This window comes from Teredinibacter turnerae T7901 (genome assembly GCF_000023025.1).
Taxonomy (GTDB): Bacteria; Pseudomonadota; Gammaproteobacteria; order Pseudomonadales; family Cellvibrionaceae; genus Teredinibacter; species Teredinibacter turnerae_B.
The window spans coordinates 261,954-287,251 of the sequence record NC_012997.1 but is presented as its reverse complement, the minus strand read 5'-3'; the positions used below and the strand labels follow the sequence as shown (position 1 = coordinate 287,251).

Sequence of the window (25,298 nt, the reverse complement as noted above, 5' to 3'; positions counted from 1 at the left end):
GTCGTTAACTGTGCGTGTTTATTCGTTGGTATTGGCAGCACTATCCCAGTTAGAGAGATCGCGCCCTTCTTCCTCGCCACCGCGCACGCCATCAGCGCCCAGGGTGTAAATTTCGTAAGCGTGACCTTCACCTGGGCTCAGGTACTGGTAGGGAGTATCCCAAGGGTCGACCGGCAGTTCGTCCAGATAGCCGCCTTTGCGCCAGTTGCGCGGCTCAGGCGATGAACTGGGGCGCGAAACCAGTGCTTCCAGGCCTTGTTCGGTGGTTGGGTATACGAAGTTATCGAGTTTATACATTTTTAGCGCGGTTTCGATATTGGCAAAGTCGGCCTGCACTTTTTTCTCTTTACTGCCCGACAAGACTTCCATCACGTTCGGTGCAACGATAGAGGCCAGCAGGCCCATAATCACCAACACCACCATAATTTCGATAAGGCTGAAACCTTTGTTCTGTTTTATGTGTTTCATGTTTTTACCCGTGTGAAATAAAAAAATTAGCTTACCATTTGGTTCATTTGGAAAATGGGCAACAAAATCGCAATCACGATGAAGGTGACGACACCGCCCATAAACAACACCATAAACGGCTCCATCAAACCCAGCGCCGTGTTCACCGTAAATTCCAACTCGCGCTCCTGGTTGCGCGCCGCGTGTAACAGCTGCTCGGCAAGCTTACCGTTAGCCTCGCCACTGGCGGCCATCTGCACGAGCAACGGCGGAAACACTTCTACCGAGTCTAAAGCTTTGTGCAAACTCGAACCTTCCTGCACCAGAACCGCGACTTCTTTCGCCGCCGCGCGTAATTCGTGGTTGGTGAGCACCTGCGCAGCAATACGCAATGCTTCCAGCAGAGGCACGCCACTGTTGGCCAACAACCCCAGGGTACTTGCGTAACGCGCACTCTCGGCCTGCAAAATCAGGTTGCCGGTAACCGGCGCACGCAACAGAATGCTGTGCCATTTTTTACGCCGTGATTCAGCGCGCAAGGCCCACTGAAAAGCGATAATCAACCCGACAATGCCCAGTAGTAAAAACACACCGTAATTCACCAGAAAATTACTGGCGCCAATAAGAAACTTGGTAACAAACGGCAGTTCTTGTTTGTTGCGTTCGAACATGCCCACCAGATTGGGCACCACCTTCACCATCATCAGAGTGACAACGGAAATACTGACCAACATCATGATGATGGGGTAGACCATTGCACCTTTAAGTTTTTGCTTGGTTTCCTGGCTGCGCTCGGTGTAGTCCGCGAGGCGCTCCAACACCGGGCCAAGATAACCAGAGGATTCCCCCGCGCGCACCATTGCCCGATAAAGGCCATCAAATACACGCGGTATTTCCGCCATGGCTTGGGCCAGGCTCAACCCCTCCAACACCCGCGAGCGTACTTGCAACATGATGGTTTTGGCTGCCGGCTTGCGGCTTTGCTTGGCGGTCGATGCAAGCACTTCATCCAGTGGCAAACCGGATTGCACCAGCGACGCCAGCTGACGGGTCACCAGCGATACGTCCCGGTAGCCCATATGCGGACGGCGGTTAAACAGGGAGAATCCTGAATCTTTACTGCCTGCAGCAGGCCCGCGCTGACGCGTGGTTTTTACCTGTAATGGCTTGAGCTGTTTGGACCGCAACTGGTTGCGCACGTGGCGCTCGGAGTCTCCTTCGATGACCCCTTTAACGGTTTTGCCTTTGGCATCAAGCGCCTGATAACTGTATGCACCCATCAGGAAATCGCCGTCACTCGCAAGACTTCTTCAACACTGGTTTCACCGGAGAGCACTTTGTCGCGGCCACACTGATCGATGGACTTACTATTTTTGCGGGCATGGGCCAGCATCACCTGCTCACCTGCGCCTTCGTGAATCAACTGGCGCAGTTGGTCATCCACCTGAATAAATTCGTACAAACCGCCGCGACCGCGATAGCCGGTGTTGTGGCAGTGGTCACAGCCGACGGGACGGAAAACCGTGGAGCCTTCGGGAATGCCCAAACGCACCAGCTCCGATTCGCCAGAAATGGTCTCTTCTTTACAGTGGGTGCAGAGCATACGCACCAGTCGCTGGGCCATCAGTGCTTCAAGACTGGAGGAAAGCAGGAAGGGTTCGACACCCATATCCTGCAAGCGGGTAATCGCACCGATTGCCGTGTTAGTGTGCAGGGTGGAGAGCACCAGGTGACCGGTTAAACTGGCCTGTACCGCAATGGATGCTGTCTCCTGGTCCCGGATTTCACCGATCATCACCACGTCCGGGTCCTGACGCAGAATAGCGCGCAGGCCACGGGCAAAGGTCATATCGACTTTGGTGTTCACCTGCGTTTGGCCGATTCCAGGCAACAGGTATTCGATGGGGTCTTCCACCGTAAGAATATTGCGCGAACGGCTGTTCAGGTGACTGATGCCCGCGTACAGCGAGGTGGTTTTACCGGAGCCGGTTGGACCCGTTACCAGAATAATACCGTGAGGTTTGTGCAGCGCGCCTTTAAAGGTTTCGATCACCCCGACAGGCATGCGCAGCTGCTCCAACGAGAGCTGGCCTGCGGCCTGATCCAGCAGACGCAATACCACACGCTCACCGTGGGCGGAGGGAATGGTAGACACCCGGATATCGACGGCGTGCCCGGCCAGTTTTACCGTGATACGGCCGTCCTGCGGGATACGTTTTTCGGCAATATCCAGTCGCGCCATCACTTTCAAGCGCGATACCAGTACCGGCGCTAACTGTGGCTTGGGCGACAGGACTTCGCTCAGGATACCGTCCACCCGAAAGCGGATAGAAACCCGATCTTCATAGGGTTCGACGTGGATATCCGACGCTTTCTCCTGCACCGCCTGGGAGAGCACCGCGTTTATCAGACGAATAACCGGCGCGTCACCATCGCCCGAAAGCAGCTCACTGTCGTCGGGAATATCGTCAGCCAGAGCGGTGAGATCGAACTCCGCGCCCATATCCTCCACGGCCTGCAATGCCTCACCATCGGTGCTTTGATAGACCCGGGTCAGGCGCGCTTTAAACGCTGCTTCATCCAGTTCTTCTATTTCGAAAGGGCGCCCCAAAAAACGACGCACCTCCAGCAATGTTTGCGCAGAGACACCTGGCTGATGCAACACCCGCCCTTCGTGCAGCATGACCCCGTAATTGGTGGCGAACGAGAACGGGAAGCGTGTCATCACTGCAGCAGTTTCGCCCTCAACAACCTCCAACTCCGCGGCATTGGCCAGCAGTGGATCGCTCAGAACTTCATTGGCTATTTCGTCGTTTACATTCATAACGCACTACTCGTCGTTATCGTTGCCATTGGTCATCAGCGAGGTAGTGCCTTCTTCTGGCAAATGCAGATTCGCTGATTCCAGTTCAGGCAGCATTTGCAGCATTTCCGGTGTAATTTTCAGAGGGCGCTCACCACTTTGCATACGCTGCAAGTCCCGAATATAGGTGTATTTCTCAGCAGTCGCCCCTTCCAGGGTTTCATCGTCGCGGATGATGGTCGGACGGATGAAAATCATCAGGTTCGACTTACGCAGGGTTTCGCTGTTGGACCGGAACAACCGCCCCATCACCGGAATACTGCCCAACACGGGCACCCGGTTTTCGCTTTTTTGCAGTTCGTCGCGAATCAAGCCACCCAGCACAATAACCGAGCGGTCTTTCGCCATAACCTGCGTCTCCACCTTGCGCTGGTTAGTGATCACGTCGGAAGCGGAACCCGCTTCTTCGGACACACTGGAAATTTCCTGCTGGATATCCAATATCACCTTATCGCCTTCGTTAACATGGGGCGTTACAGTAAGCGTGATACCGACATCCTGACGCTGAATCGTCTGGAACGGATTGGTTCCGCCGTTACCGCCCGCGTTTGTAAAACTACCGGTGACAAAGGGTACGTTCTGCCCCACGGAAATCATGGCTTCGTTGTTATCCATGGTCAGCAAAGTAGGCGTAGAAAGAATGTTTGCGTTGCTGTTGGACTGCAGCATATTGACCAGCACCAGAAAGTCCTCGCCACCACTTTCGCCGGCAACGCCAAGTGTCTGCCCATCGGAACCACCCAGCGCCGTCAACAGCTGTGCGGCAGCATCCTCTGCACCGCCAAACAAGGCAGCGGCAACGCCGGCAGCGCCGGTACCGCCCGCAGTAGACGCGCCAATCAAGCCCTGAGTGGCGTTTTTGAACATCCAGTCGATACCCAGGCTTTCTTTGTCGCCCAGGGTCATTTCAACAATAATTGCTTCCACCAGCACCTGCGCGCGGCGAATGTCCAGGCGGTCGACAACCGCCATGATGGCATCCAGCTGATCGCCTTCAGCGGTGATTAACAGTGAGTTAGTCGCTTCGTCGGCTTCAACAGTCGCCCCCTGACGCGCGGCACCTTTGTCGCCGCCGGGTGTCATTTTCGCCATGTTTTGTACAACTTTGCTCAACACAGTAGCGACGTCTTTCGCAGTGGCGTATTCCAGATAAACCACGCGCACATTGCCGGTTTGCAGTTGTGGACGGTCCAGGCGGCGAATCAATTGTTTTACCCGTTGACGCTGCAAATCTTCGCCGCTAAGCAGAATCGCATTATTGCGCTTGTCCGCCACCATGGTGATCTGGTTAGCGGAATTACCCTGCTTGTTGGCGCCGTCTAACTTCGCCAGGGTTGCCACCAGGCTTTCCGAATCAGCGTATTTCAATTCAATAACTTCGGTGACCGGCATGGCCGCCGTATCAATTTTTTCGATGACTTCTTTAATGCGCTCAATGTTCGCAGCGGTGTCGGAGACCACAATCGCGTTGCTGGGATCATAAGCCGCGAGGTGAGAGTGCTGAGGCACCAGCGGGCGCAATACCGGCAGCACTTTGGCCGCGGCAATATTCTTCAACTGGATAACTTGGGTAATGTAGCCCTCGTCGATATCCGCATCGTCTTTCACCGGCAAGGGCGAGGAACGGGCGTCTTTTAGCGGCACGATGCGCACCACATTACCCACTTCCACCAGGGTGAAATCGTGTACTTCCAATACCGAGCGAAACAACTCGATAAGTTCGCGCTCGTTTAGCGGCTTTTGTGAAATCACCTTCACCCGGCCTTTTACCCGAGGGTCGATAACCATGGTTTTGCCGGTCACCTCCGCAACGAACTTGATCACCTCGTTGATATCGGAATCCTTGAAATTCACCGTCCAGGTTTGCTGCTGCGCCCAGCCACTGCTGGCACAGAAAACAATGGTCATGCACAAGATGACGCGAAAATGTTTCAACACGGTTTTACCCACCATTATCGACTCTGATTGTTATTTGCAGTTCTTCATCGCCGCGACGCACACCCAGGTTGGCTTCGGTCGCGGTTTTTAATTCTTGATAAACTTCGCGCAACTGACGCGGATCATTCATGGTACGACCGTTCACATTGGTCACAATGTCACCGGCTTGCAGCCCCACCTGTTCGAAAAGTTCGCGATCGCGGCCGGGGCGAATTTTGTAACCCACCATGCGGCCATCTTCGCGATGCACACTAAACCGCACCACATCGCTGATGGACTTGGGGATCTGCTGCGGGGAAATACTTTTTCGCACAGGCTCTGGTCGCTGGGTTACCGGCGACCCGCTCTGCGCAGGGCTTGTCGGCACGCGATAGTTATTCTTGCGATTGCCCTGAGACTTTTTGAAATCCTCTTCCGAGTAAAGCCACAGCGACTCGTATTTTCCTTTGTTGTCGAGAATAACCCGCTCTTCCATCACTTTTGCCAGCTTCACGCCAGCGTTTTTTGGGATTTCCTCGCCAATTCGAAACAACCCCTGTTCGGAGCCGTTATCAATAATCGCGCGCGCTTCTTCCTGGTTACTGCTAGCGATAACACCGTGTAACTTCAAATTCAGGCTGGTCGTAGAGGCGTTATCTTCAATTCCATCCGAGGCAACCACAGGTTCGGACTCGGGCGCCACGTCCACCGGCGCATTGGCGGCGTCGCCAAATATTTTCATTTCCTGCAGTGCCGCCACATCCACATCGACACCCGCAGCCACCGCGGAACTCTCCACCTTAATCGGGGCAGCAAGCTTGCTCGGCTGTGGCTCTGCGGGCACAGGAAATACCAGCCAGAAAAAACCGGCCAGGCTGTGTACGATCCACAGAATCGACAGATAGAAAACCGCGTTGCGCCAGAAATCCAGCGGCAGCGAACGCAGGTAACCGTAGGTAGCCGAACCAAAGCGGTTGGCTTTAAATAACACGGGATTGTCAGCAAACGATGTTGCCACAGCTATCTCCAAAAACAGGCAGGCTCACACCAGCGCCCTGCTGTGAACTACATTTGCGTGAGCAGAAATTGGCACAAACCTCAACCGGAGTGGCGAGGTCAGTCAAATAGATTCACACACATACAGCGGAAGTTATTCTCAGCCAGACTCACCGCAGTTAGTAACGCACAACCTTGGACGGGGTCGCAGAGGCCATTTATAGTCGCGAGGGCGTAGTTTATACAGGCTGAAAGAGGATTGGTATGTCACCTTTCCTCAGTTTCTAGATTTTTTCACATTTGGCGGCGACGACTTTCAGATCCGATACAGTCCGCCGAAGGTCCCGCCAGCAGTGAGTTTGCACCCACTTTGACGCCATTTAAGCAGTGGATATCCCTTGTATTCGTGCGCCTTCACCCACATTTATCCGGCCGCAAGACACTATGCACAACGCAGGGAAAAGGCTTGAGCTGACCCAGGCCGATTTGTATGCTTTACGCCCTGTGCCACCACCCATCACAACCGGATACCACGCCTAATGAGTACTGTTTTTGTGCTTGTGAATCAAGACCACCTGCTGCTGGAGCGCTCCGGCAAATGGGGCTACGGCAACGATTTGCGCGCACTGTACCGCACCCCCTACCGCGACGAAGCCCTTAATCAAAAAGTCGAACTCACTGTGAAAGACCCGCTGTTGCGGGCGCGCATCGAGGAAGCAACCCTCGACGAAAAAGGCATACCGCGCCTGGCGGATGATCTGCTGGCGGCTATTCCCCCGCGACCCATTGTTGTCGAAGCGCCAGCAGAATCCGCAGAAAACACCCCCGAAGAACCCGCAGACGCGCCCGAATCCAGCGACGCTGATGCCCCTGCACAGGCACAACTCGGCTAATGTTTAACATCGAAAATATTCCGCCAGAATTGGCGGAAAAAGACAATGCCGCGCTGCTCACCGGCATTTTGCGAGGCGCAGAGCGCGAGAGCCTGCGCGTCGATAGCAACGGCACCCTGGCATTTACCCCGCACCCGCAAGGGCTCGGCTCAGCGTTGGCGCACCCGGAAATCACCACCGATTTCAGCGAAGCCTTAATGGAGTTCATCACACCGCCGACGCACAGCACATGCGACCTGATCAACCACCTGCATTTGCTGCAGAATTTTACCGCACACCAGCTGCCCGAGAACGAGCTCCTGTGGAGCCACAGCATGCCCTGCGCACTCGGCCCGGACAGTGAAATTCCCGTAGCGCAATATGGTTCGTCCAACAATGGACAGATGAAAACCGTGTACCGCGTTGGTCTCGGTCATCGCTACGGACGCTCTATGCAAACGGTTGCCGGCGTGCACTACAATTTTTCGCTGCCGAATGCTTTCTGGGCATTTCTGTTGCGCCGCGAAAATCTGCTAATGGATTTACAGCAATTTAAAAACCATGCTTATTTTGGCCTGATTCGGAATTTTCGTCGCCACTACTGGCTGTTGATCTACCTGTTCGGCGCGTCACCTGCACTGTGCCGTTCATTTGTAGCCGGCCGCAATCATCACCTGCAGCCAGTGGCAGAGCTCGAGCATACGCTCCACTTGCCCTATGCCACCTCGTTGCGAATGGGCGATCTGGGTTACCAAAGTTCCGCGCAAGAAAGCTTGTACGTTTGCTACAACCAGCAGAAGAGCTATATCGAAACTTTGTGCAGCGCGATCACCACGCCACACATTGCCTACGAAACCATTGGCGTGAAGGATACTGCCGGTGAATACCGCCAGCTCAACACCGGCTTGCTACAGATTGAAAACGAGTTTTACAGCTCGATCCGCCCCAAGCGTACGGCGAAACCGGGCGAGACCGCGCTGATGGCTCTGGCTAATCGCGGCGTAGAGTACATCGAGGTACGCTGCTTGGATGCCAACCCCAGCTCCCCGGAGGGCATCACCGAAGAGCAGATTCGTTTCCTTGATACCTTCCTGCTGTATTGCGCTTTGCAAAAGAGCCCGGATACCAACCGCGAAGAAACTGAGATGATTCTGGCTAACCAGAAAGCCGTAGTGGACCGCGGCCGCGAACCCGGGTTAATGCTTGCACGCCCTGGAGGCTCCCTGCCAATGAGCTCCTGGGCCAGTGGCTTGTTAGCAGCAATGGGTCCAGTTGCGGAGCTGTTGGACAACGCTCACGAAACCACTCGCTACAGCGCGAGCCTGCAGCAACAAAAAGCAAAAGTGGACAACCCTGACCTTACTCCGTCTGCGCAACTGCTCAACACGTTGAAATCCACCAGAACAGAATACGCGCGCTTCGCGTTACAGCAATCGAAGGCCAATCACACACAGCTGCTCGACTCACCACTGTCGGGTGATGTGTATGATCGGATGGTAGAGATGGCGGCAAATTCTGTATTGGAGCAACACAATCTCGAAGAGAAGAGCCGCCAGAGCGGGCTCGACTTTGATGAGTTTCTCAAACGCTACTACAGCCAGTACCGCATGTGTTGCGGCGCCTTTGTTTGACGCTACACCCGCCAGCCTGCAACGTTATTCGCGCAGTGTCACCGCTGCACGATTAACGTGTTAAAAAATATATCAACAACGCCGGTTTCCAGACCATCCTCTTCGAACAGAATTTTCCTGACCTCCGCTAACGCATCCTGCCGCAACGCTTCTTTGCCGGCTTGTGAATCCACGGTATCTTCCGTTTGACTGGCAAACAACATAACCAAATTATTTCGAATATAAGGCAAATGATGCCGCACGGAATTAGCAGCGTCCGAAGAATCGACTCTGACCGACACCTCGGCCTTGATATAGCGAAGCTTGCCGGGACCGCCAAAATTCACCACAAAAGCCGGTTTGATTGGCAGATATATCGCTGAACTCGATGGCACTCCTTCTTCACCTTCCTCAGCGGCGGCAGGCTCCTCAGCGGCCTCTTCTCCGTCGTCCTGCGCCCAACTAAGACAAGGGAGCATAAATATGCTCAAAAGGAAAAAAACTCAGAATAACCGGCTTGGCATTTTTTTGTTACCTTAGTAATACAACAGTGCATTAAAGCATAGCCTATTTCGGCACTGTAACCGTGCACACGCACAAGACTTGCCCTTCAATAAGGGATACTCTATCTTGAGCTCAGCATTTAATTCTTTATCCACAATGAAGGTACGGCAACTCATGCTGGAAAATTGTAAAACCGCACAAGAACGCTGGGGCGGTGTCAGCGAGATCATCGACAAATGGCTTAAAAATCGTCAACAACTCCTTGTGCTTTACTGCAATCTCTCCGAGATCGTAGACCAACACAGCAGCGACGACATCGGCCAGGCCTTGCGCGGCTTATGTCAGGTTATGGTCGATTACGTGTCCGCAGGACACTTTGAAGTCTATGATCAATTGGTACAGGAAGGCCGCGCCTTCAACGACAAAGACGCTCTGACGGAAGCCAAGGCGCTCTTTGAATCCGTGGATACCACCACAGAAACGGTTCTCGACTTCAACGACAAATACCAGGAAATCGACGACCTCGAAAGCCTTCCCGGCGATTTGTCGCAATTGGGCGAAACACTTGCCAGCCGCTTCGAAGCGGAAGACCGCGCAATCGAAGTGCTGCACCTCGCACACAAAGATCACGTCGCCTAGCCTCGTCTCTGGCGGTATGCTTCTCATACCGCCGTGCTATCCTTTTATAAGGTTAACGAATCAACCTTGTGCCCTATAAAAGGAACTCACATTGCCTGCCCCGCTTTCTCCCGTTACGTCCAACCGCGCCAGTACTCTGGCACTCTTGTTTTTTTGCAGCCTGCTATGCGCCTGCAACGGTGCCCAGTCGCCATCGGAATCCTTAGAGGTTGCGACTGTCGGATTGCATGCGGGCACACTCGACGCAACCGGCACACGCGCCGTTGTTGGCTCGCTCTATCAGGGCGGCAGCTTCTGGCAATTGGACAGCCGTGCACGTAAATTCAACTGGAACCACAACCGCGACGAATTCACCACAATTATCCACACCGCATTCGCCAGCAATAGCGATTACGCACTCACCGCAGACGCCAGCGCCCTGGTCTTGTGGAATACGCGCACCGGCGAAGCTCTGCGGTACTGGTCGGCACCCGGCGAAATTCTGGACGCAGCCCTCGGACCAATGGGCAATATTGCACTCCTGGGTTTAAGTGATCACACCGCGGTGTTGTTTGATATTCAGCGCGGCGGAATACTGTACCGACTGCCATCAGACAATCGCGTTCGCTCAGTTGATCTCAGTCGCAACGGACGCATGGCGATCACCGGCTCCGAAGATGCAACCGCCACTCTGTGGGACACCTCAACCGGAAAACCATTGCGCAAAATAAAACACAATGACGATGTACAGCTTGTCAGGCTCTCGCCTGACGGGAACCTCGCGTTGTCAGTCAGTAAATACGACAAGGCCCTGATATGGCAGACCCGGGACGGCAAAGCGCTCGGCGAACTGCCGCTGAATGCAGAGCACTTAAAGCGCGGTATGATGTTTTCGGCAGCGCGATTTAGCGACGACAACACAAAACTACTCACCGGTCGCCCAGATCAAATGGTACAACTTTGGCGGCTGCCCAACCTGGTAGAAGTTGAGCGCTGGCGATTACCCAAACGCAAACGCTGGAAGCCGGGTGGCGCAGCCGTTTTAGATGTAAGTTTCGATGCCCAAGTAGCCCGCTTTCACGCAATTGCATCGAATGGCTTTATCCACACACTCGCAAGCGCGCCCACCGCGCCCTAGGCAACACAGTCTCACGCCCAATAAAAAACCCGGCATGTGCCGGGTTTTCGCGTTGACGCTAAACGGACGTAAAAAATTACTCAGCCGCTTTTTCTTCCGCCGCCGCTTTCTCTTCTGGGTTGATATCTAACAGTTCCAGTTCGAAGATCAACAGAGCATTTGGCTCGATATCGTACTCACGGGTAGCAGGATTCATCTTACCGCCAGGGCCGTACGCAAGATCACCTGGAATATACAGCTCCCACTTGGAACCGACAGGCATAATCTGCAACGCTTCAACCCACCCAGGAATCAAACCGCTCACGGGAAAAGTTGCTGGTTCGCCGCGCTTGTATGAGCTGTCAAACTCTTTGCCATCCAGGGTAGTACCGCGATAGTGTGCAAGCACCATATCTTTAGCGGTAGGAATCGGGCCGTCTCCCTTTTCGAGAATTTTGTACTGAAGACCTGACTCAGTTTGCACAACACCTTCTTTCTTGGCGTTCTCTTCCAGGAAGGCAGTCGCTGCAGCGGAGTTCTTTTCAATGAGCGTGTTCACTTTTTCCTGGCGCTTGGCATTCTGCTCAGTTTGGAAAGCGCGCATGGTTGCCTGCATTTCTTCATCGCTGAAACGTGGTTCACCACCGGCATTCACTTCTTGAATAGCCAGCGCCATCACATCAGGATTGATTTCGAAGTCGTTTTGTTTTGCCTGGGAGGCCATATTGAAGCCCAGCAGATAACTGACCTTTTCGGGCAGAGTCTCAACTTTAACTTCTTTCTCTGGTTGCGCGGCTTCTTTACAGCCCGCGAGAATCAACGTTGTGGCAGCCACAGCGAGAAATTGTGTTTTTGTCATGGTGATGTCCTGTTGAAGTGGTACGAGTCGTTGTCATTATTAGGATATGTCAGGCTGACTGCCGCACACATTACTACACGCAAGCGGGAAGCTGGCAGGATTCATATCCACTGAGCGCGGCCAGTATACCTAAGGCTCTTCACCCCGACCAGCGAGCGTGCTCACAGGTCGCAAGATTAGGTCAGGTGCGTTACAGTTGAATTGAGCTTGAGCCGCAAATTACCCCAACGACATTTCACTCACAATGTGCAAACTCGCACAATCAGTTGCAAACGGCCTAACTTTTTGATTAGAAGCCCAATTTACCAACAAAATATATACAATTTTGCAAAAAACAACGTTATCATTTTTCTGCCTCACAAATTATTCCAATCTTCAATCTCAGGTACTATGTCATGGCTGCGAAAAAGAAATCTGTCGACTCCGTTGTCGACCTGCAAAAACAGATCGATGCGCTCACGGATAAACTGGACAAAACCCGCGCGCAAAATGTTGCCCAGGCAGATAAAGCTGTTAAGTCCGCAACTGCCGCGCTGAGCAAAGCAAAGACCAAACTGTCGAGCCTGCAAACCAAAGCGAAATCTGCGGCAGCTGTGAAACGTAAAACGGCAGCAACTGAGAAGAAGATTGCCACTGCAAAAGCCGCTGTTGCCGAACAGAAAGACGCAGTCGCTGAACTACAACAGAGCCTTGCTGCTGCGAAAGCTGAGTATGCGTCTGTCAAACAGGCGGCGACCCAGGCAGCGGTACTGGCAAAGATTGCAGCAAATGTCATGAAGGCCTCAGCGAAAAAGACCCCGGCAAAGAAAAAAGCCACTCGCAAAACAGCCGCCAAAAAGGCCGAAACAGAAACCGCACCAGTAGAAAAAGCCGCAACCAAAAAGGCCCCAGCAAAGAAAACCACCGCTAAAAAAGCCGCCCCAAAAAAAGCAGCCCCTAAGAAAGCGGTAGCGAAAAAAGCTCCAGCAAAGAAAGCCGCAGCGAAGAAAGCACCAGAAGCCGTAGCTGAACCCACCGCTGAACCCACCGCTGAACCCGCCGCACCGAAGAAAGCCCCTGCCAAGAAGGCTGCAGCTAAAAAAGCACCTGCGAAGAAAGCACCCGCCAAGAAAGCCGCTGCTAAAAAAGCACCGGCAAAGATGGAGGCTGAAACCAAACCAACAGCGGCGGAGCCGGAAAAATCCACTGCAACGCCAGCTCCCAGCGAACCGGAAGTGAGTAAAGCGCCAGAAGTCGTAGCCGATACACCAGCGCCAGCAGCAGACAAAGCACCAACCGAAACGCCCAAAAGCGAGCCCGTTCCAGCACCTGTGAGCTTACCAGTAGAGCCAGAACCTGCCGCGGCTAAAACTGAAGACGAGCCCACCAAAGACACCGACGAAGATAAGCCCGCCACAGCGAATCCAACCGGTAGCCTCTTCGGCGACAATATATAAAGCCATTCGCACCATGCACTAAAAAGCCCGCAATCGCGGGCTTTTTAGTTTTTGGCATCAGTTCGAAGTTTTCGGAGGGGCTGGATGCGAACGCTGATAAATCTGCGAATGCACACCCTGACTTTGAGCGCTTCGGCACACACTGCGCACTGAGCGCGCAATGGCTCGGGCATCCGGAATACCGAGAAAATCGAGATAATAGGTTACCGTTAAGGGTTCAGCTCCACCATCGCCGCCAAGATTCTTGCGCGTAATGTCTTGTAGGCGATGGATTAGTATTTTCTCGATCATCAACTCCGCATTGAGCAACTGCTTGGTGATCAGCTTGACCTGCACATCAGTAAATGAGCCCGCCGATTTTATAAAACGTCTGCTCTCACGTAATTTGATCAGCGTAGCCTGGTTTACCGTATCAACCGTAATCAGCACATCGTCTAGAAGGCTGCGTTCCAACACAATAGCCTCCTCCTCCAACCAGCATAACCAGAGAAGAATATTGACGTTTGCATAGTAGTTGTCTTGCAGATTAAGCAGTGCGCGCTCCACTTCCTTGTAGGCGTAGACCTTGGTCGCGTAGTCCCATAAGGTTGTACGCCATGCTGCAGAAGTGGCAGGTTCAGTCATTAGTGTTCCGTGTTGAATTACGCGGCTATGTTAAAGCCGTGGGCGTGCGAGAGCTATATGAAGAAAGTGGGAAATTTGTAATTACTTGGGCGGGTTAACACTAATCTGGTCGCCGCAGCTAAGACACCACAACGTAACTTTGGGACCAGTGTAGATAGTGATAATGAGAGTGTCGATAGTTAAATAATCACGCGTATTCGTGGACCTAACACTGTTAGCTATAGGCCACTAAGCGCACTACCGCAATCACTCTCGCAACATACCCACACTTTATTACTATTATGTGTATGTGGACTCGAACGAATCTGCTGTCGCCTGCGAATAAAATGCGTTTTGGGAGCCTTGGGTTTACAAGAGTTGGCAACAGAAATGCCAGATCGCACTCGGCGACTGAAATACTCTGTGCCGAAGTGCTACATAAAAAAATACGTTAATCGCGCTTTTCAAAAACCAGATCCCAAACCCCGTGACCAAGCCGCTCACCACGCGCTTCGAATTTTGTATTGGGGCGATAGTCCGGTTTCGGGGCAAAACAATACTCACCAGCAGTATTGCTATAACCTTGCTGCAGCGACATCACCTCCATCATATAGTCGGCATAGTTTTCCCAATCAGTGGCCATATGAAAATGGCCTCCCGTTCTGAGCAGTCCGTGTACTTTGTCGGCAAATGCAGCCTGGAGGATACGTCGTTTGTGGTGTTTTTTCTTATGCCATGGATCGGGAAAATACAGCTGGAAGCGATCGACCGCCCCGGTGGGAATACAGTCAGTCAGAACATCCTGCGCGTCCGCCATATACACACGTAGGTTCTCTACGCCTTCTTTGCCGGCAAGGTGGATAAGCCGACCAACCCCTGGCGGATGCACCTCTATGCCGACAAAGTCTTTTTCCGGCTCAGCCAGCGCCATGTGGAGCAGTGAATCACCCATACCGAAGCCGACTTCAACCACTAATGGTGCGACGCGGCCAAAAACCGCTAAGGGGTCCAGCGGTCCATCGAACATACTCAGGCCGTATTTCGGCCACCAGGTATCGAACGCGTTCCGCTGACCCTCCGTCATGCGGCCACCACGGATAACAAAACTGCGAATCGGCTTTTCTTTAAATTCTGGCTTCATTTACAACTGACTTTTTAAGGCTTGAGTTAACAACTAAGGTTTCACAACGGCAAACAGTAAACAGATCCAGGCGGCAATAAACGCGATACCACCCAATGGTGTAACTGGGCCGAGCAACCTGGGCCCGCCAAGCGCGAGCCCGTAAAGGCTACCAGAAAAAAGCACAACACCAATCGCAAATAACCAACCGCTGGCGTATAGCACTTTCAAGGCAAAGCCCTGAGAGATTAGCACGCCTACAGCCACCAGTGCCAAAGCGTGATAAAACTGATATTGCACCGCAGTCTGCCAGATACTCATCGGGTGCTCTGCCAAGATCGACTTGAGCGCATGTGCGCCGAACGCGCCCAGTACAACCGCAAGCGCACCAAACCCGGCACCGATCGCGAGAAATATTCTCCCGCCGTCTAACATAATTTTCTCCACAAAATAAAAAAGCCGCAGATAACTGCGGCTTTCTCGAATCAACTTGCGTTGACGGTAACTAAGCTTCCATCGCCACACGCATTTTCTTCATGGCGTTTTTCTCAAGCTGACGAATTCGCTCTGCCGAGACGCCGTACTTGTCGGCCAGCTCGTGCAATGTGGCCTTGCTGTCGCTCAACCAACGCTGCTGGAGAATATCGCGGCTGCGGTCGTCCAGCTGATCCATGGCGCGCTCCAGACCCGCTACGCTGTTTTCCGTCCAGTCGGCATTTTCCAACATGGTTGATGGGTCGTAGCGACGGTCTTCAAGGTAGTTAGCTGGCGCCTGGTATGCGGTTTCGTCATCGTCGTCCGCACCCGCATCAAAGGCTGCATCGTACGCCGACAATCGGCTTTCCATCTCGCGAACGTTTTTTACGTCTACGTTCAGGTCTTGCGCTACCGCGTTGGCTTCATCATTCGTCAGCCAAGCAAGGCGCTTCTTCTGGCCACGCAAATTGAAGAACAGTTTGCGCTGAGCCTTGGTGGTCGCCACTTTCACAATGCGCCAGTTGCGCAGAATGAATTCGTGAATTTCGGCTTTGATCCAATGCACAGCAAAGGACACCAGACGCACACCTTTCTCGGGGTTAAAGCGTTTAACCGCTTTCATCAGGCCGACATTGCCTTCCTGAATCAGGTCGCCTTGCGCCAGACCGTAGCCTGCGTAAGATTTGGCAATGTGCACGACGAAGCGCAAGTGCGCCATAACCAGGCGGCGCGCCGCGTCGAGATCCTGACGATAATACAGGTCTTCCGCCAATTGCTTCTCTTCCTCGGCAGAGAGCACAGCGAAGTTGTTCACGGCCTGCATGTACGCGTTCAGGTTCTGCCCTGGTGCCAGTACATCTAAAGCCTGCAAACTCTTGCCCATTCGGCATTCCTCCAGAATCTATCTTTAGGTGTTAGCCAGTGTAGCAGCCGCCTCACCAGCTCGCTCACCAACCAATCAATCCAGTTGCGAGATCTTAGGGCTTTATTTCAAGAATTCAAGGCCCGCCCAAAAAAATCTCTCTATGTGCTTTATAGACCTCTGTTGGGTCACTTAGGTTCAATGGTCGCCAAATGGCGCCCCACTGCCAACCAGGCACCCAGCCAGCCTAACACAATCCCCGTTAACAAAAGTTGTACGTTGCCCGCAAACCCCAAACCCGATAGCTCGAAATCACTTTGGTAGAGTGTGGCGAGCCGTGCGACAGTGCCTTCCAGCACCCAGTACCCCAGACTAACGATAATGCACGCCAGGATGCCGCCCATAAAGCCGTACCAGCCGCCACTGTATATAAAGGGCCTGCGCACGAAACTGTTGGTGCCTCCAACCAGTTTGGCGACAACGATTTCTTCGCGCCGGTTCTCGATCGCCAGCCGAATTGTATTGCCGATTGCCAGGAGCACACCCAAGCCAAGCAGCCCGGCCAGTGCCGCAACGATTTTTTTACCGAGAATCATCAGTTCGCGCAAGCGCCGCACCCATTCCATATCCATGCTGACCTCGTCGACAATTGGCGACAGTGCAATTTCGTCCGCGAGAGCCGCCAGCGCCTGCGGGGCGCTACCCTGCTGAGTCGGCGAAACAATTAAGGTTGCCGGCAGCGGATTATCGTCCAGCGAGTCCAACGCCTCACCAAACCCGGACATACGCTGAAAATCGGCGAGTACCTGATCCGGAGTCAGGTAGCGCACGCTGCTCACTTGAGACCTCTGTTCGAGACTGTCTATCAATTGCGTAATCGCAGCATCGCGCGCGCGCAATTTTATATACACCGAAATTTTGGGCGACGCGTCCCAACTGTCCCCGAGCTGCTGAATATTGCCGAGCGCGACCAGCAAGGTGGCCGGTAGCGCAAGTGCGATGGCTACCACCAGGGCGGTCATCAAGGTTTGGATTGGCGTGCTGAGCAGCCGCGAAAGACTGCCACCGAACGAGGCCCTGTGCTGTGAACCCCAGGCTCCCAGGCGATCGCGGACGCGCGACTTGCTTTGCACCGCGCCTTGCGGGATTTCGCTGCGCGCCATACTACATGTCCTCCGGCAACAGCCCGTCGTGCACCAGTTCCCCACCGGCGAGGGTCAGTACGCGGTGGCCTAGCTGCCGCACCAGTGCAAGATCGTGGCTCGCAATGAGGACAGTCACCCCAAACGCGTTGAACTGGCGAAACAGCGTCATAATCTCTTCGGATAATTTCGGGTCGAGGTTACCAGTGGGTTCGTCCGCGAGTAGCAGTGGCGGTTTGTTGACCACGGCACGTGCAATGCCCACGCGCTGCTGCTCACCGCCCGACAGCGTGATGGGGTTGTGCTTTTCTTTCTCGAGCAGGCCAACTTTATCGAGCGCGGCGCGCACCCGGCGACCTACTTCCCGACTTTGGTGACCTGCGATATACAGCGGTAATGCGACGTTCTCGAACACGGTGCGATCAAACAATAACTGGTGATTCTGAAACACAACGCCCACCTGACGGCGGTGATAGGGAATTTGCCCGGTGCGCATACGATTGAGGTTGCGACCGGCGATAACGACCTGCCCGGTGGAAGCGCGCTCCATCAGCATCACCAGCTTCATCAATGTGCTTTTACCTGCGCCTGAGTGGCCGGTGAGAAAAACCATCTCACCCGCATTGACGTCAAAAGAGAGGTTGGCCAGCGCTTGCTGTCCGCTGGCGTAGCGTTTGCTAACGTTACTAAAGCTGATCACAGTGGATTACATCTATTTATGGTTATTCTGTCCCGAACAGTGCATCGATAAAGCTAGTGGCCTGGAATGGCTGCAAATCGTCTATGCCTTCGCCGACACCGATATAGCGCACCGGCAGGCCATACTGTTTGCTGAGAGCAAAGATAATACCGCCTTTCGCTGTGCCATCCAGCTTGGTCAGCGCCAGCCCGGTCACACCTGCAGCCTCTTTGAAATGCCCCGCCTGTGACAGCGCATTCTGGCCGGTACCCGCGTCTAACACCAAAAGCACTTCATGCGGTGCGCTGTCATCCAGCTTGGCCATGACCCGTTTGACCTTGGCCAGTTCCTCCATCAGATTGCTCTTGTTGTGCAAGCGGCCGGCGGTGTCTGCGATCACCACATCGATTTGCCGCGCCTGCGCTGACTGTACTGCATCGTAAATAACAGATGCGCTATCCGCGCCCGTGTGCTGAGCCACCACGGGCACCTTATTGCGCTCGCCCCATACCTGCAATTGCTCCACCGCTGCAGCGCGGAAAGTATCGCCGGCGGCTAACATCACAGATTTGCCCTGGTTTTGAAAACGTTTGGCGAGTTTGCCGATGGTGGTGGTTTTGCCTACCCCATTGACGCCGACCACAAGAATAACGAATGGCTTTTGTGCGCACTCCACATCCAGTGGCGCCTCAACATCCAGCAACAAGTCGGCGAGGGACTGGCGCAGCGCCGCGTAGAGCGCGTCCGAATCGGCCAACTGCTTGCGTGCAACTCGCGCGGTGAGATCGTCAATAATATCGGTGGTGGCTTCAACCCCTACATCGGCCATCAACAACAGAGTTTCGATTTCTTCAAGCAGCTCGTCGTCAATAGCCTTTTTGCCCAGCAGCAAACTCGCCAGCCCGCCAGACAGCTGGTTACTGGTGCGGGATAAGCCCTGTTTGATGCGGGTAAAGAAGCTGACCTTTTCTGTGGGCTTCTCCGCTGGCTGGGCCACAGCTTCGCTCTCGGGGCTTTCGGATTTGCTTTTTTTGCTCTTAAAAAACATGATGCGCGGCAGTTATAGTGACTCTGGAAGCAGCATCGTACCATTTAGAAGGCCATAGTTTTGCAACGCCAAAGTAAAAATTCTCAAAAAAGTAGCCTGCGCATCATTGGTGGCCAATGGCGCGGGCGAAAATTATCCATTGCCGATGCAGAGGGCCTGCGCCCCACTGGTGACCGCGTGCGCGAGACCCTGTTCAACTGGCTTGCCCCCTGGCTGCCCGGCGCTCGCTGCCTCGATTTGTTTGCGGGCACCGGTGCGCTGGGCCTGGAGGCGCTGTCACGGGGCGCGGCGCATACCACTTTTATCGAAACTAACCCGCATGCCGCCGCCACTTTGTGTGAACACCTCAACACCCTCGATTGCAAACAGGCCGATGTTTTACGCAACGATGGTATTGCATGGCTCAACAGCGCTGCGCATACGCCTTACGATATTATTTTTGTCGATCCGCCGTTTGCCAAAGATCTGTGGGAGCAAGCACTCACTAGCATCGAGCGGTGCGCAGTAGCTTCGGCACAAGCGCTGGTCTACATAGAAACACCCGTTGACCACGCACTGAATACCCCGCCCAACTGGCAGCCATTGAAATCGAAAACCGCCGGCAAGGTACGTTTTGGCTTATGGCAGGTGGCGTAGGCTATTTCCACGTCAGACGTTGTCGTCCGTGCCAAGGTGCGCCCAGCGCTCCCAACTGATGGCAATTCACGTTAGAATGCACGCCTCTGCAGGTTCACCCAGGACGATTTCATGAAACGTGTGGTTTATCCAGGCACATTCGATCCGATTACCAACGGTCATATCGATCTGGTACAGAGGGCATCAAAACTGTTCGATTCGGTGGTTATTGCCGTCGCGGCAAGTAACCGCAAAGGGCCGCTGTTTACCCTTGAAGAGCGTGTCAGCCTTGCGCAAAAAGCCCTGTCTCACTTGAGCAACATCGAAGTGTGCGGTTTTGATTGTCTGCTCAAAGACCTCGTGGAAGAAAAGCAGGCTTACGGTGTGGTGCGTGGCCTGCGCGCCGTCTCGGACTTCGAATACGAATTTCAGCTCGCCAACATGAATCGCGCTTTGGCGCCATCTATGGAAAGCCTGTTCCTCACTCCCGCTGAGCACTTGTCCTACATCTCCTCCTCTTTGGTGAAAGAAATCGCATCGCTCGGCGGAGATGTCAGTAAGTTCGTCCCCAAACTGGTCCAAAGCGCGCTCACCGATAAATACAACGAACTAAAAGCGTAACTCCACCCGTTCGGATTAATAACAGCGCTTCGTTCGAGGCGCTGCTAGTATCAAATAGTCACTCTACTCTTTGCTAACCAGCTGTAACAAACCCGCGTGAAACCCATTTTCCCAAAACCCGAAAGCATTCATGACGGGCTTGATCGTCAAAATCTGACGAAAATCCGCAAACGCTTTCTCGCCATCAATCAGGACCGGCTTACCCGCATGCGCGACGCACTGACGGTACGTCAGCAATTGGTGCTGGACGCAATTCCTCTGCTGTTTCACACCAATCACCCGATGATGCCGGGATTTGAATCGCGCGACACACCGGCAGGCGTCTGCCATTTCAAAATAACCAAGGGTGCCGTTCAATTGGGCCGCGGGATCGCGCGCAGTTTTACCGCCAGCCAGGACGCCGTACACGAGCCGCAGATCACCGCCATATTTGTGATGGGCAGCGTAGGAACCATTGCCCAGAGCGAATCCAGTGATCTCGACTTCTGGCTGTGCTTTAAGCCGGGATTAACGCGCGAACAGTTGGAATTGCTCAACCGCAAATGTGAAAAAATAACCCAGTGGGCGTTGCAGTGCCGCCTGGAGGTCCATTTTTTTCTGATGGACAACGCCGCCTTCAAACGCGGTCAACTGTCAGCATTGAACGAGGAGTCCAGTGGTAGCGCACAGCGCTTGCTGCTGCTCGACGAATTTTATCGCACCGCCATACATCTCGCTGGCCGCACACCCATATGGTGGTTTGTGCCACCTGGCAACGAACACGAGTACGACGAGTACACGGATATATTGCAGCAGCGACGATTTCTGAATAGCGAAGACGTTCTGGATTTCGGCGGTATTCCCACCATTCCCGACAGCGAATTTTTAGGAGCCAGCCGCTGGCAGCTCTACAAAGGTATCGAATCGCCCTACAAGTCCGTTTTGAAGCTTCTGTTGTTGGAGTCCTATGCGGATCAATATCCGAACATTCAGCCCCTCTCGCTGGTGTTCAAGGAGATGGTCTACGCCGGCGAACACGATATCGATCAACTCGATAGCTATGTCATGATTTACCGGCATATAGAGCGCTATTTACAAGAAAAAAATGCGGTGCGCCGGTTGGAACTCGCACGCCGATGTTTTTACTTTAAGGTCAATTACCCGCTCACTCGCAGCAATCCAAACCGCGACAAAACCTGGCAACACCGCTTACTGGAAAGCCTCACCGAAGAGTGGGGCTGGCAGCGCAAAGATCTGTTAAAGCTGGATCAACGCAACCAGTGGAAGGCACCGGCAGTCCATGAAGAACGAAGCCTGCTCAAAAACGAATTGAGCCATGGCTTTCAGGTACTGAAATTATTCGCCGAACGCTATTCCGTCGAACACGATATTTCGGCAGAAGAATGGAGTATTCTCGGGCGTAAATTACAGGCGGCATTTGAAACCAGACCTGGCAAAATCACCTGGATTAATCCGGGAATTTCAAGCGACTTAACCGAACAACTCGTCACGTTCGCGCAGTCTGCCGTTGAGCGGCCTGGGAATATATGGAGCGCGCTTATTCACCCTGACGGCACGCTTACCCAAAACCCCATTCATATAAAAACCAGCGCGAGCCTGGTGGAATTGTATCTCTGGTGCTACTGCAATCAGATAGTCAACCTCACAACCCGCTACGAATTACAACAGGCACCGCACATCGAAGAACGCACGCTGCATCGCCTGTTAAAGGTATTCGCCAACTGGTTACCCCTGCCACTTAAGTCGCTGGATCACAATGTATTTAAACGTTCGGCGGAACCTGTCGACGCTTTATTTCTGTTAAATGTAGGTTCCGTAGCGCAAGCCGGGCTTGAGCAGCGAGGCATCAAGCGCTTGAGCAGCCAGACCGATGCGCTCCACTACAGTGGGTTTGGTGAGAACCTGATTATCTCGGTCGATCTTGTGCTGAGAAACAGTTGGAACGAACTCACGACGCGGCGGTTCGATAGCAGTACGGCGCTGCTCGATAGTCTGCAAGATTATTTAAAATTGAGTTTGCCAGGCTCGCACCACCGACCGCCAAAATTACAGGTTGAATGCGTCAGCCCCAATCATGCCAACACCATTGCCACGCGTACCCGCGACTGGTTGAACGAAATTATTCACTGCTATTACGGCGGCGAATATATGTCGGCCACCCGCTATGTTTTTGAAATGGCCGGTTTATTTCATATATTGCAATTTAAAGGGCCTCGGCTCATTACCCGGCAATACCCCAGCCTAGACGCTGTTCTCGACGCCCTCGGCGATGCACAACCGTCAATCAGCCCGATATATCTGGATAGTCATGCACTGGTGCGCCACCCGCTAAAAGCGATGTGTCGGGCCATTAGCAGCGAAGGTGGCGGCCGCAGCTGGGCAGGTGCGATCCACATATTTTTTCAACGCGCTCAGGACCACACAGACGTGTATGTTGTGGACGAACACGGCTCGTTGGTCCACCGGTTTTATCGCAATAGTCAGGCGGTGTTTGTACTAAAAACTCTGCATTATTTTTTCCGCTCGGTAATCGACAGGCAAACCCAGTTAAACCAGCAACTGCTGCACGATTTCGGCATTTTCCCGATCCATTTTTATGAATTAAAGCGCGACAGCAGGCAGTGCTATGTCAGTGAGCCCAAGCGCGTCGCCAATGAATCAGTCGTACCTGTTGAGCTGGAGCTGCGTGCTATTGGATACGATCGTGGCGATCAGAAGCTGCGATTTAATTTTTATTGTGGCGATCAGTTTTTCAGTTGCGACGAGCTTGAAGAACAAATATATCTGGTTGTTGCGCAGCAGGTGCTATCGCGCAGAAAATCGCGTGAGGATTATCCGCTGTACCTCACCGATCTGGATCTAACCAAGTGCGCACACCTGATTGCTCCAGACGCGCGCCTAACCACCAGCCACTATATGAAAGTTAAGAATCGGCTCGAAACGACCTTGAATCGCGCGATTGGTATCTTGGTGAAAAGATAATTTGATGGGATGAATGAGAAGTAGAAGCGCGCCAGGCAATTTTCTTGCACCGAAAGGCGCGCCCTAAAGCAATAAATAATTTAATTACCCCAGGGGAGGCTGTCGAGTAATTCTTTACGACTGGATATCATCTCTTCGTAGGTTTGCAGCGTTGCAAAATCAAGCATTTCATCCCGCAACCGAAGACGTTCCAATTGTCGTTCCAGACAGGTAATTTCTCGAATGAGTTGTTGTCGCATTACGGACGTATTGTTATACGCCACACTGAGCTGTTGCATTTGATGTGCGCGGTTCATATCCCTTTCTTCCGTCGTTGATTATTGGTAGGGGTTTCTGGCGTTAGAGGTGACATCACCGTGCGACTTGCGCCGGTCAGTTAAGAATAGACAAAAACAATCAACAGATCAGTAACCGATCGTCATTTTATGGTCGAAATGAGCAATAAAACGACATTATTTTTTTATAAAAAAACGGCCACTAAGACAGATTTGTCTATTTCTTACGTTTGATTTATGGCAAATAACTTTGCCATTCAAATGCTGGATCGCCAAATGCGAAAAAGTGATCGTTAAGCAGCCCCTCGGTGCGGTTATACGCGAGCGGTTGAAATTGCATATCGACGATAGCACCCCCGGCCGCCTCAACAATGGCCTGAGACGCGGCAGTGTCCCACTCGCAACAGGGCGCGAGCCGCGGGTAAACATCGGCTTCCCCTTCCGCCACCAGGCAAAATTTCAGTGAGCTGCCAACACTTTTGGTAACGACCAAGCCGAGTTTTTGTTCCAGTTCCGCAGCCAGCGTTTCAATCTCTTCCACACCATGCCTGCGACTACAAACCAGTTCGAGTGCATCGCCGCGTGCCAAGCGTGCAGCTAAAGATCGCGTGCGTATCGCTCGATGGTTCCCATGGTGCCGTTTCCAGGCACCTACGCCGACCGCGGCGCAATAGGTAAGATCGAGCATAGGCGCGTGCACAACACCTAGAACGGGGCGGTGGTTATCGATTAAGGCCACGTTGACGGTAAACTCAGAACCACCATCGATAAACTCCTGGGTTCCGTCCAGAGGATCCACCAGCCAGTAGCGTTGCCAGGTTTGTCGCTGGGCGAAGCTCGGAAGCACTGACTCCTCTGAAAGTACAGGTATATGGGGAGTTAAGCCGGAGAGCGCCTGCACGAGAATACGGTGCGCCGCCAAATCGGCCGCAGTCACTGGCGAATCATCTGCTTTGCGCTCTACATTTTGCTGCTTAAAATCTCTAAAAATCGCGGCAATAGCCGCTCCGGCCTGTTCGCTCGCAGCGATCACCGGCTCTAGTAGTGCTGAGTCGTTCATTGGGACGGGAAAAATTGCTCTTATCGACTGAGATGGGCACGGGCGAGAAACAGCGCAGCCAAACTCCGCGCTTCGGTAAAGTCATCACGCAACACCAACTGATCCAAATCCGCCAGCGGATATTGTTCAACAATCAGAGGCTCGGGTTCATCGCCCTCAGCCGTTTGCGGATAGAGGCCTTGTGCCAGGACTACCTGGGTATGGTGCTGCATATAATTTGGGGACTGACTCAGTAATTTCAGTTTGGTGAGTGATTTTGCACCATAGCCCACCTCCTCCATCAGTTCGCGATTGGCCGCTTCGAGCGGATCTTCCCCTGCCTCAACACGGCCCTTCGGCAAACCCAACTCGTAATCTTCCACACCAACGCCGTATTCCCGTATCAATAACACGGTCTTATCGTCTAGCATCGGCACAATAAGTACGGCGGCACTTCCGCGCGCAGCCAGGCGTTCATAGACCCGCTCTTCGCCGTTGCTAAAACGTAAATCCACAGATTCCACGCGGAACAAGCGGCTGCGTGCAACTTCCTGGCAATTGAGTATTTCCGGCTTACGCGGCATAGTGATACCCCA

The 25,298-nt window shown here is 53.3% G+C and carries 25 protein-coding genes; 8 read left to right on the top strand and 17 right to left on the bottom strand.

Translation table 11 applies throughout. The features are described 5' to 3' along the window. Positions 1-18: 18 nt before the first annotated feature. From gspG to gspC, 5 genes are read right to left on the bottom strand one after another with little or no spacing between them, the layout of a single operon-like run. Positions 19-468 carry a type II secretion system major pseudopilin GspG gene (gene gspG / locus TERTU_RS01210; RefSeq protein ID WP_015818302.1) on the bottom strand — a complete coding sequence of 150 codons (450 nt, stop codon included), beginning with the start codon at positions 466-468 and terminating at the stop codon, positions 19-21. Between the two features lie 26 nt (positions 469-494). Then, entirely contained in the window at positions 495-1,727 is a 1,233-nt protein-coding gene (gene gspF / locus TERTU_RS01205; RefSeq protein ID WP_015818433.1) for a type II secretion system inner membrane protein GspF, read from the bottom strand. After that, positions 1,727-3,271: a type II secretion system ATPase GspE gene (gene gspE, locus TERTU_RS01200; protein WP_015818660.1), complete on the bottom strand. Its 1,545-nt coding sequence runs from the start codon at positions 3,269-3,271 to the stop codon at positions 1,727-1,729. Before gspE ends, gspF begins: the two co-directional genes overlap by 1 nt. Positions 3,272-3,277: 6 nt before the next feature. After that, positions 3,278-5,263 (bottom strand): type II secretion system secretin GspD, encoded by a 1,986-nt coding sequence (gene gspD / locus TERTU_RS01195; RefSeq protein WP_015818036.1) that lies wholly within the window; start codon positions 5,261-5,263, stop codon positions 3,278-3,280. Beyond that, positions 5,253-6,245: a type II secretion system protein GspC gene (gene gspC / locus TERTU_RS01190; RefSeq protein WP_015817582.1), complete on the bottom strand. Its 993-nt coding sequence runs from the start codon at positions 6,243-6,245 to the stop codon at positions 5,253-5,255. Before gspC ends, gspD begins: the two co-directional genes overlap by 11 nt. 517 nt (positions 6,246-6,762) lie before the next feature. On the opposite strand from gspC, the gene TERTU_RS01185 reads away from it, so the two are divergent. Beyond that, positions 6,763-7,116, top strand: a complete 354-nt coding sequence (locus tag TERTU_RS01185) for a hypothetical protein (protein ID WP_041590004.1) — start codon at positions 6,763-6,765, stop codon at positions 7,114-7,116. After that, entirely contained in the window at positions 7,116-8,726 is a 1,611-nt protein-coding gene (gene gshA / locus TERTU_RS01180) for a glutamate--cysteine ligase (RefSeq protein WP_015816825.1), read from the top strand. The genes TERTU_RS01185 and gshA overlap by 1 nt, the downstream gene beginning before the upstream one ends. Before the next feature lie 38 nt (positions 8,727-8,764). Here the strand turns inward: gshA and TERTU_RS01175 are convergent, their stop codons facing one another. After that, a complete protein-coding gene (locus TERTU_RS01175) occupies positions 8,765-9,184 on the bottom strand; it encodes a flagellar basal body-associated FliL family protein (RefSeq protein WP_015817289.1) in 420 nt (139 codons plus the stop codon). 199 nt (positions 9,185-9,383) lie between these two features. On the opposite strand from TERTU_RS01175, the gene rsd reads away from it, so the two are divergent. Both rsd and TERTU_RS01165 read left to right on the top strand, forming a co-directional pair. Further along, on the top strand, positions 9,384-9,848 hold the full coding sequence (gene rsd / locus TERTU_RS01170; RefSeq protein WP_015820101.1) for a sigma D regulator: 465 nt from the start codon (positions 9,384-9,386) through the stop codon (positions 9,846-9,848). Positions 9,849-9,939: 91 nt separating this feature from the next. After that, entirely contained in the window at positions 9,940-10,965 is a 1,026-nt protein-coding gene (locus TERTU_RS01165; RefSeq protein WP_015819088.1) for a WD40 repeat domain-containing protein, read from the top strand. 76 nt (positions 10,966-11,041) lie between these two features. Here TERTU_RS01165 and TERTU_RS01160 read toward each other — a convergent pair whose 3' ends face one another. Next, entirely contained in the window at positions 11,042-11,803 is a 762-nt protein-coding gene (locus tag TERTU_RS01160; RefSeq protein ID WP_015819527.1) for an FKBP-type peptidyl-prolyl cis-trans isomerase N-terminal domain-containing protein, read from the bottom strand. Between the two features lie 395 nt (positions 11,804-12,198). Here TERTU_RS01160 and TERTU_RS01155 point away from each other — a divergent pair, with 395 nt between their 5' ends. Then, the gene (locus TERTU_RS01155) at positions 12,199-13,239 is read left to right on the top strand and encodes a hypothetical protein (RefSeq protein ID WP_015818164.1); all 1,041 of its coding nucleotides are present in this window, start codon (positions 12,199-12,201) and stop codon (positions 13,237-13,239) included. Between the two features lie 57 nt (positions 13,240-13,296). Here TERTU_RS01155 and TERTU_RS01150 read toward each other — a convergent pair whose 3' ends face one another. The 7 genes from TERTU_RS01150 to ftsY all read right to left on the bottom strand — a co-directional run bounded on the left by TERTU_RS01150 (position 13,297) and on the right by ftsY (position 19,170). Next, positions 13,297-13,863, bottom strand: a complete 567-nt coding sequence (locus TERTU_RS01150; RefSeq protein ID WP_015818644.1) for a TIGR02444 family protein — start codon at positions 13,861-13,863, stop codon at positions 13,297-13,299. Between the two features lie 430 nt (positions 13,864-14,293). Continuing rightward, complete coding sequence (gene trmB, locus TERTU_RS01145; protein WP_015820344.1) at positions 14,294-14,983, bottom strand: tRNA (guanosine(46)-N7)-methyltransferase TrmB; 690 nt, start codon at positions 14,981-14,983, stop codon at positions 14,294-14,296. Positions 14,984-15,016: 33 nt separating this feature from the next. After that, entirely contained in the window at positions 15,017-15,451 is a 435-nt protein-coding gene (locus TERTU_RS01140) for a DUF423 domain-containing protein (protein ID WP_019601366.1), read from the bottom strand. Positions 15,452-15,467: 16 nt separating this feature from the next. Next, positions 15,468-16,322, bottom strand: coding sequence for an RNA polymerase sigma factor RpoH (gene rpoH / locus TERTU_RS01135; protein ID WP_015820626.1), 855 nt, complete (start codon positions 16,320-16,322; stop codon positions 15,468-15,470). 167 nt (positions 16,323-16,489) lie between these two features. After that, the gene (gene ftsX, locus TERTU_RS01130; protein ID WP_015816904.1) at positions 16,490-17,464 is read right to left on the bottom strand and encodes a permease-like cell division protein FtsX; all 975 of its coding nucleotides are present in this window, start codon (positions 17,462-17,464) and stop codon (positions 16,490-16,492) included. Position 17,465: 1 nt separating this feature from the next. Beyond that, positions 17,466-18,143: a cell division ATP-binding protein FtsE gene (gene ftsE / locus TERTU_RS01125; protein ID WP_015817317.1), complete on the bottom strand. Its 678-nt coding sequence runs from the start codon at positions 18,141-18,143 to the stop codon at positions 17,466-17,468. A gap of 22 nt (positions 18,144-18,165) precedes the next feature. After that, positions 18,166-19,170 (bottom strand): signal recognition particle-docking protein FtsY, encoded by a 1,005-nt coding sequence (ftsY, locus tag TERTU_RS01120; RefSeq protein ID WP_015820929.1) that lies wholly within the window; start codon positions 19,168-19,170, stop codon positions 18,166-18,168. Positions 19,171-19,230: 60 nt separating this feature from the next. Here ftsY and rsmD point away from each other — a divergent pair, with 60 nt between their 5' ends. From rsmD to TERTU_RS01105, 3 genes are all read left to right on the top strand, one after another. Next, complete coding sequence (rsmD, locus tag TERTU_RS01115; RefSeq protein ID WP_015819336.1) at positions 19,231-19,806, top strand: 16S rRNA (guanine(966)-N(2))-methyltransferase RsmD; 576 nt, start codon at positions 19,231-19,233, stop codon at positions 19,804-19,806. Positions 19,807-19,917: 111 nt separating this feature from the next. After that, entirely contained in the window at positions 19,918-20,406 is a 489-nt protein-coding gene (coaD, locus tag TERTU_RS01110) for a pantetheine-phosphate adenylyltransferase (protein ID WP_015819787.1), read from the top strand. Positions 20,407-20,502: 96 nt separating this feature from the next. Beyond that, the gene (locus tag TERTU_RS01105) at positions 20,503-23,388 is read left to right on the top strand and encodes a class I adenylate cyclase (RefSeq protein WP_015818640.1); all 2,886 of its coding nucleotides are present in this window, start codon (positions 20,503-20,505) and stop codon (positions 23,386-23,388) included. Between the two features lie 80 nt (positions 23,389-23,468). Here the strand turns inward: TERTU_RS01105 and TERTU_RS01100 are convergent, their stop codons facing one another. From TERTU_RS01100 to nudE, 3 genes are all read right to left on the bottom strand, one after another. Beyond that, positions 23,469-23,684 (bottom strand): hypothetical protein, encoded by a 216-nt coding sequence (locus TERTU_RS01100; RefSeq protein ID WP_015818151.1) that lies wholly within the window; start codon positions 23,682-23,684, stop codon positions 23,469-23,471. 214 nt (positions 23,685-23,898) lie between these two features. After that, entirely contained in the window at positions 23,899-24,723 is an 825-nt protein-coding gene (gene cysQ, locus TERTU_RS01095; protein ID WP_015820090.1) for a 3'(2'),5'-bisphosphate nucleotidase CysQ, read from the bottom strand. A gap of 20 nt (positions 24,724-24,743) precedes the next feature. Next, positions 24,744-25,286 (bottom strand): ADP compounds hydrolase NudE, encoded by a 543-nt coding sequence (gene nudE, locus TERTU_RS01090; RefSeq protein WP_015819587.1) that lies wholly within the window; start codon positions 25,284-25,286, stop codon positions 24,744-24,746. Positions 25,287-25,298: the final 12 nt, after the last annotated feature.

What these genes read in the sequence shown, in the direction of transcription:
- gspG (WP_015818302.1), bottom strand. Translation starts at nt 468, where the DNA reads ATGAAACACATAAAACAGAACAAAGGTTTCAGCCTTATCGAAATTATG.
- gspF (WP_015818433.1), bottom strand. Translation starts at nt 1,727, where the DNA reads ATGGGTGCATACAGTTATCAGGCGCTTGATGCCAAAGGCAAAACCGTT.
- gspE (WP_015818660.1), bottom strand. Translation starts at nt 3,271, where the DNA reads ATGAATGTAAACGACGAAATAGCCAATGAAGTTCTGAGCGATCCACTG.
- gspD (WP_015818036.1), bottom strand. Translation starts at nt 5,263, where the DNA reads ATGGTGGGTAAAACCGTGTTGAAACATTTTCGCGTCATCTTGTGCATG.
- TERTU_RS01185 (WP_041590004.1), top strand. Translation starts at nt 6,763, where the DNA reads ATGAGTACTGTTTTTGTGCTTGTGAATCAAGACCACCTGCTGCTGGAG.
- gshA (WP_015816825.1), top strand. Translation starts at nt 7,116, where the DNA reads ATGTTTAACATCGAAAATATTCCGCCAGAATTGGCGGAAAAAGACAAT.
- TERTU_RS01175 (WP_015817289.1), bottom strand. Translation starts at nt 9,184, where the DNA reads ATGCTCCCTTGTCTTAGTTGGGCGCAGGACGACGGAGAAGAGGCCGCT.
- rsd (WP_015820101.1), top strand. Translation starts at nt 9,384, where the DNA reads ATGCTGGAAAATTGTAAAACCGCACAAGAACGCTGGGGCGGTGTCAGC.
- TERTU_RS01160 (WP_015819527.1), bottom strand. Translation starts at nt 11,803, where the DNA reads ATGACAAAAACACAATTTCTCGCTGTGGCTGCCACAACGTTGATTCTC.
- TERTU_RS01155 (WP_015818164.1), top strand. Translation starts at nt 12,199, where the DNA reads ATGGCTGCGAAAAAGAAATCTGTCGACTCCGTTGTCGACCTGCAAAAA.
- TERTU_RS01150 (WP_015818644.1), bottom strand. Translation starts at nt 13,863, where the DNA reads ATGACTGAACCTGCCACTTCTGCAGCATGGCGTACAACCTTATGGGAC.
- trmB (WP_015820344.1), bottom strand. Translation starts at nt 14,983, where the DNA reads ATGAAGCCAGAATTTAAAGAAAAGCCGATTCGCAGTTTTGTTATCCGT.
- rpoH (WP_015820626.1), bottom strand. Translation starts at nt 16,322, where the DNA reads ATGGGCAAGAGTTTGCAGGCTTTAGATGTACTGGCACCAGGGCAGAAC.
- ftsX (WP_015816904.1), bottom strand. Translation starts at nt 17,464, where the DNA reads ATGGCGCGCAGCGAAATCCCGCAAGGCGCGGTGCAAAGCAAGTCGCGC.
- ftsY (WP_015820929.1), bottom strand. Translation starts at nt 19,170, where the DNA reads ATGTTTTTTAAGAGCAAAAAAAGCAAATCCGAAAGCCCCGAGAGCGAA.
- coaD (WP_015819787.1), top strand. Translation starts at nt 19,918, where the DNA reads ATGAAACGTGTGGTTTATCCAGGCACATTCGATCCGATTACCAACGGT.
- TERTU_RS01100 (WP_015818151.1), bottom strand. Translation starts at nt 23,684, where the DNA reads ATGAACCGCGCACATCAAATGCAACAGCTCAGTGTGGCGTATAACAAT.
- cysQ (WP_015820090.1), bottom strand. Translation starts at nt 24,723, where the DNA reads ATGAACGACTCAGCACTACTAGAGCCGGTGATCGCTGCGAGCGAACAG.
- nudE (WP_015819587.1), bottom strand. Translation starts at nt 25,286, where the DNA reads ATGCCGCGTAAGCCGGAAATACTCAATTGCCAGGAAGTTGCACGCAGC.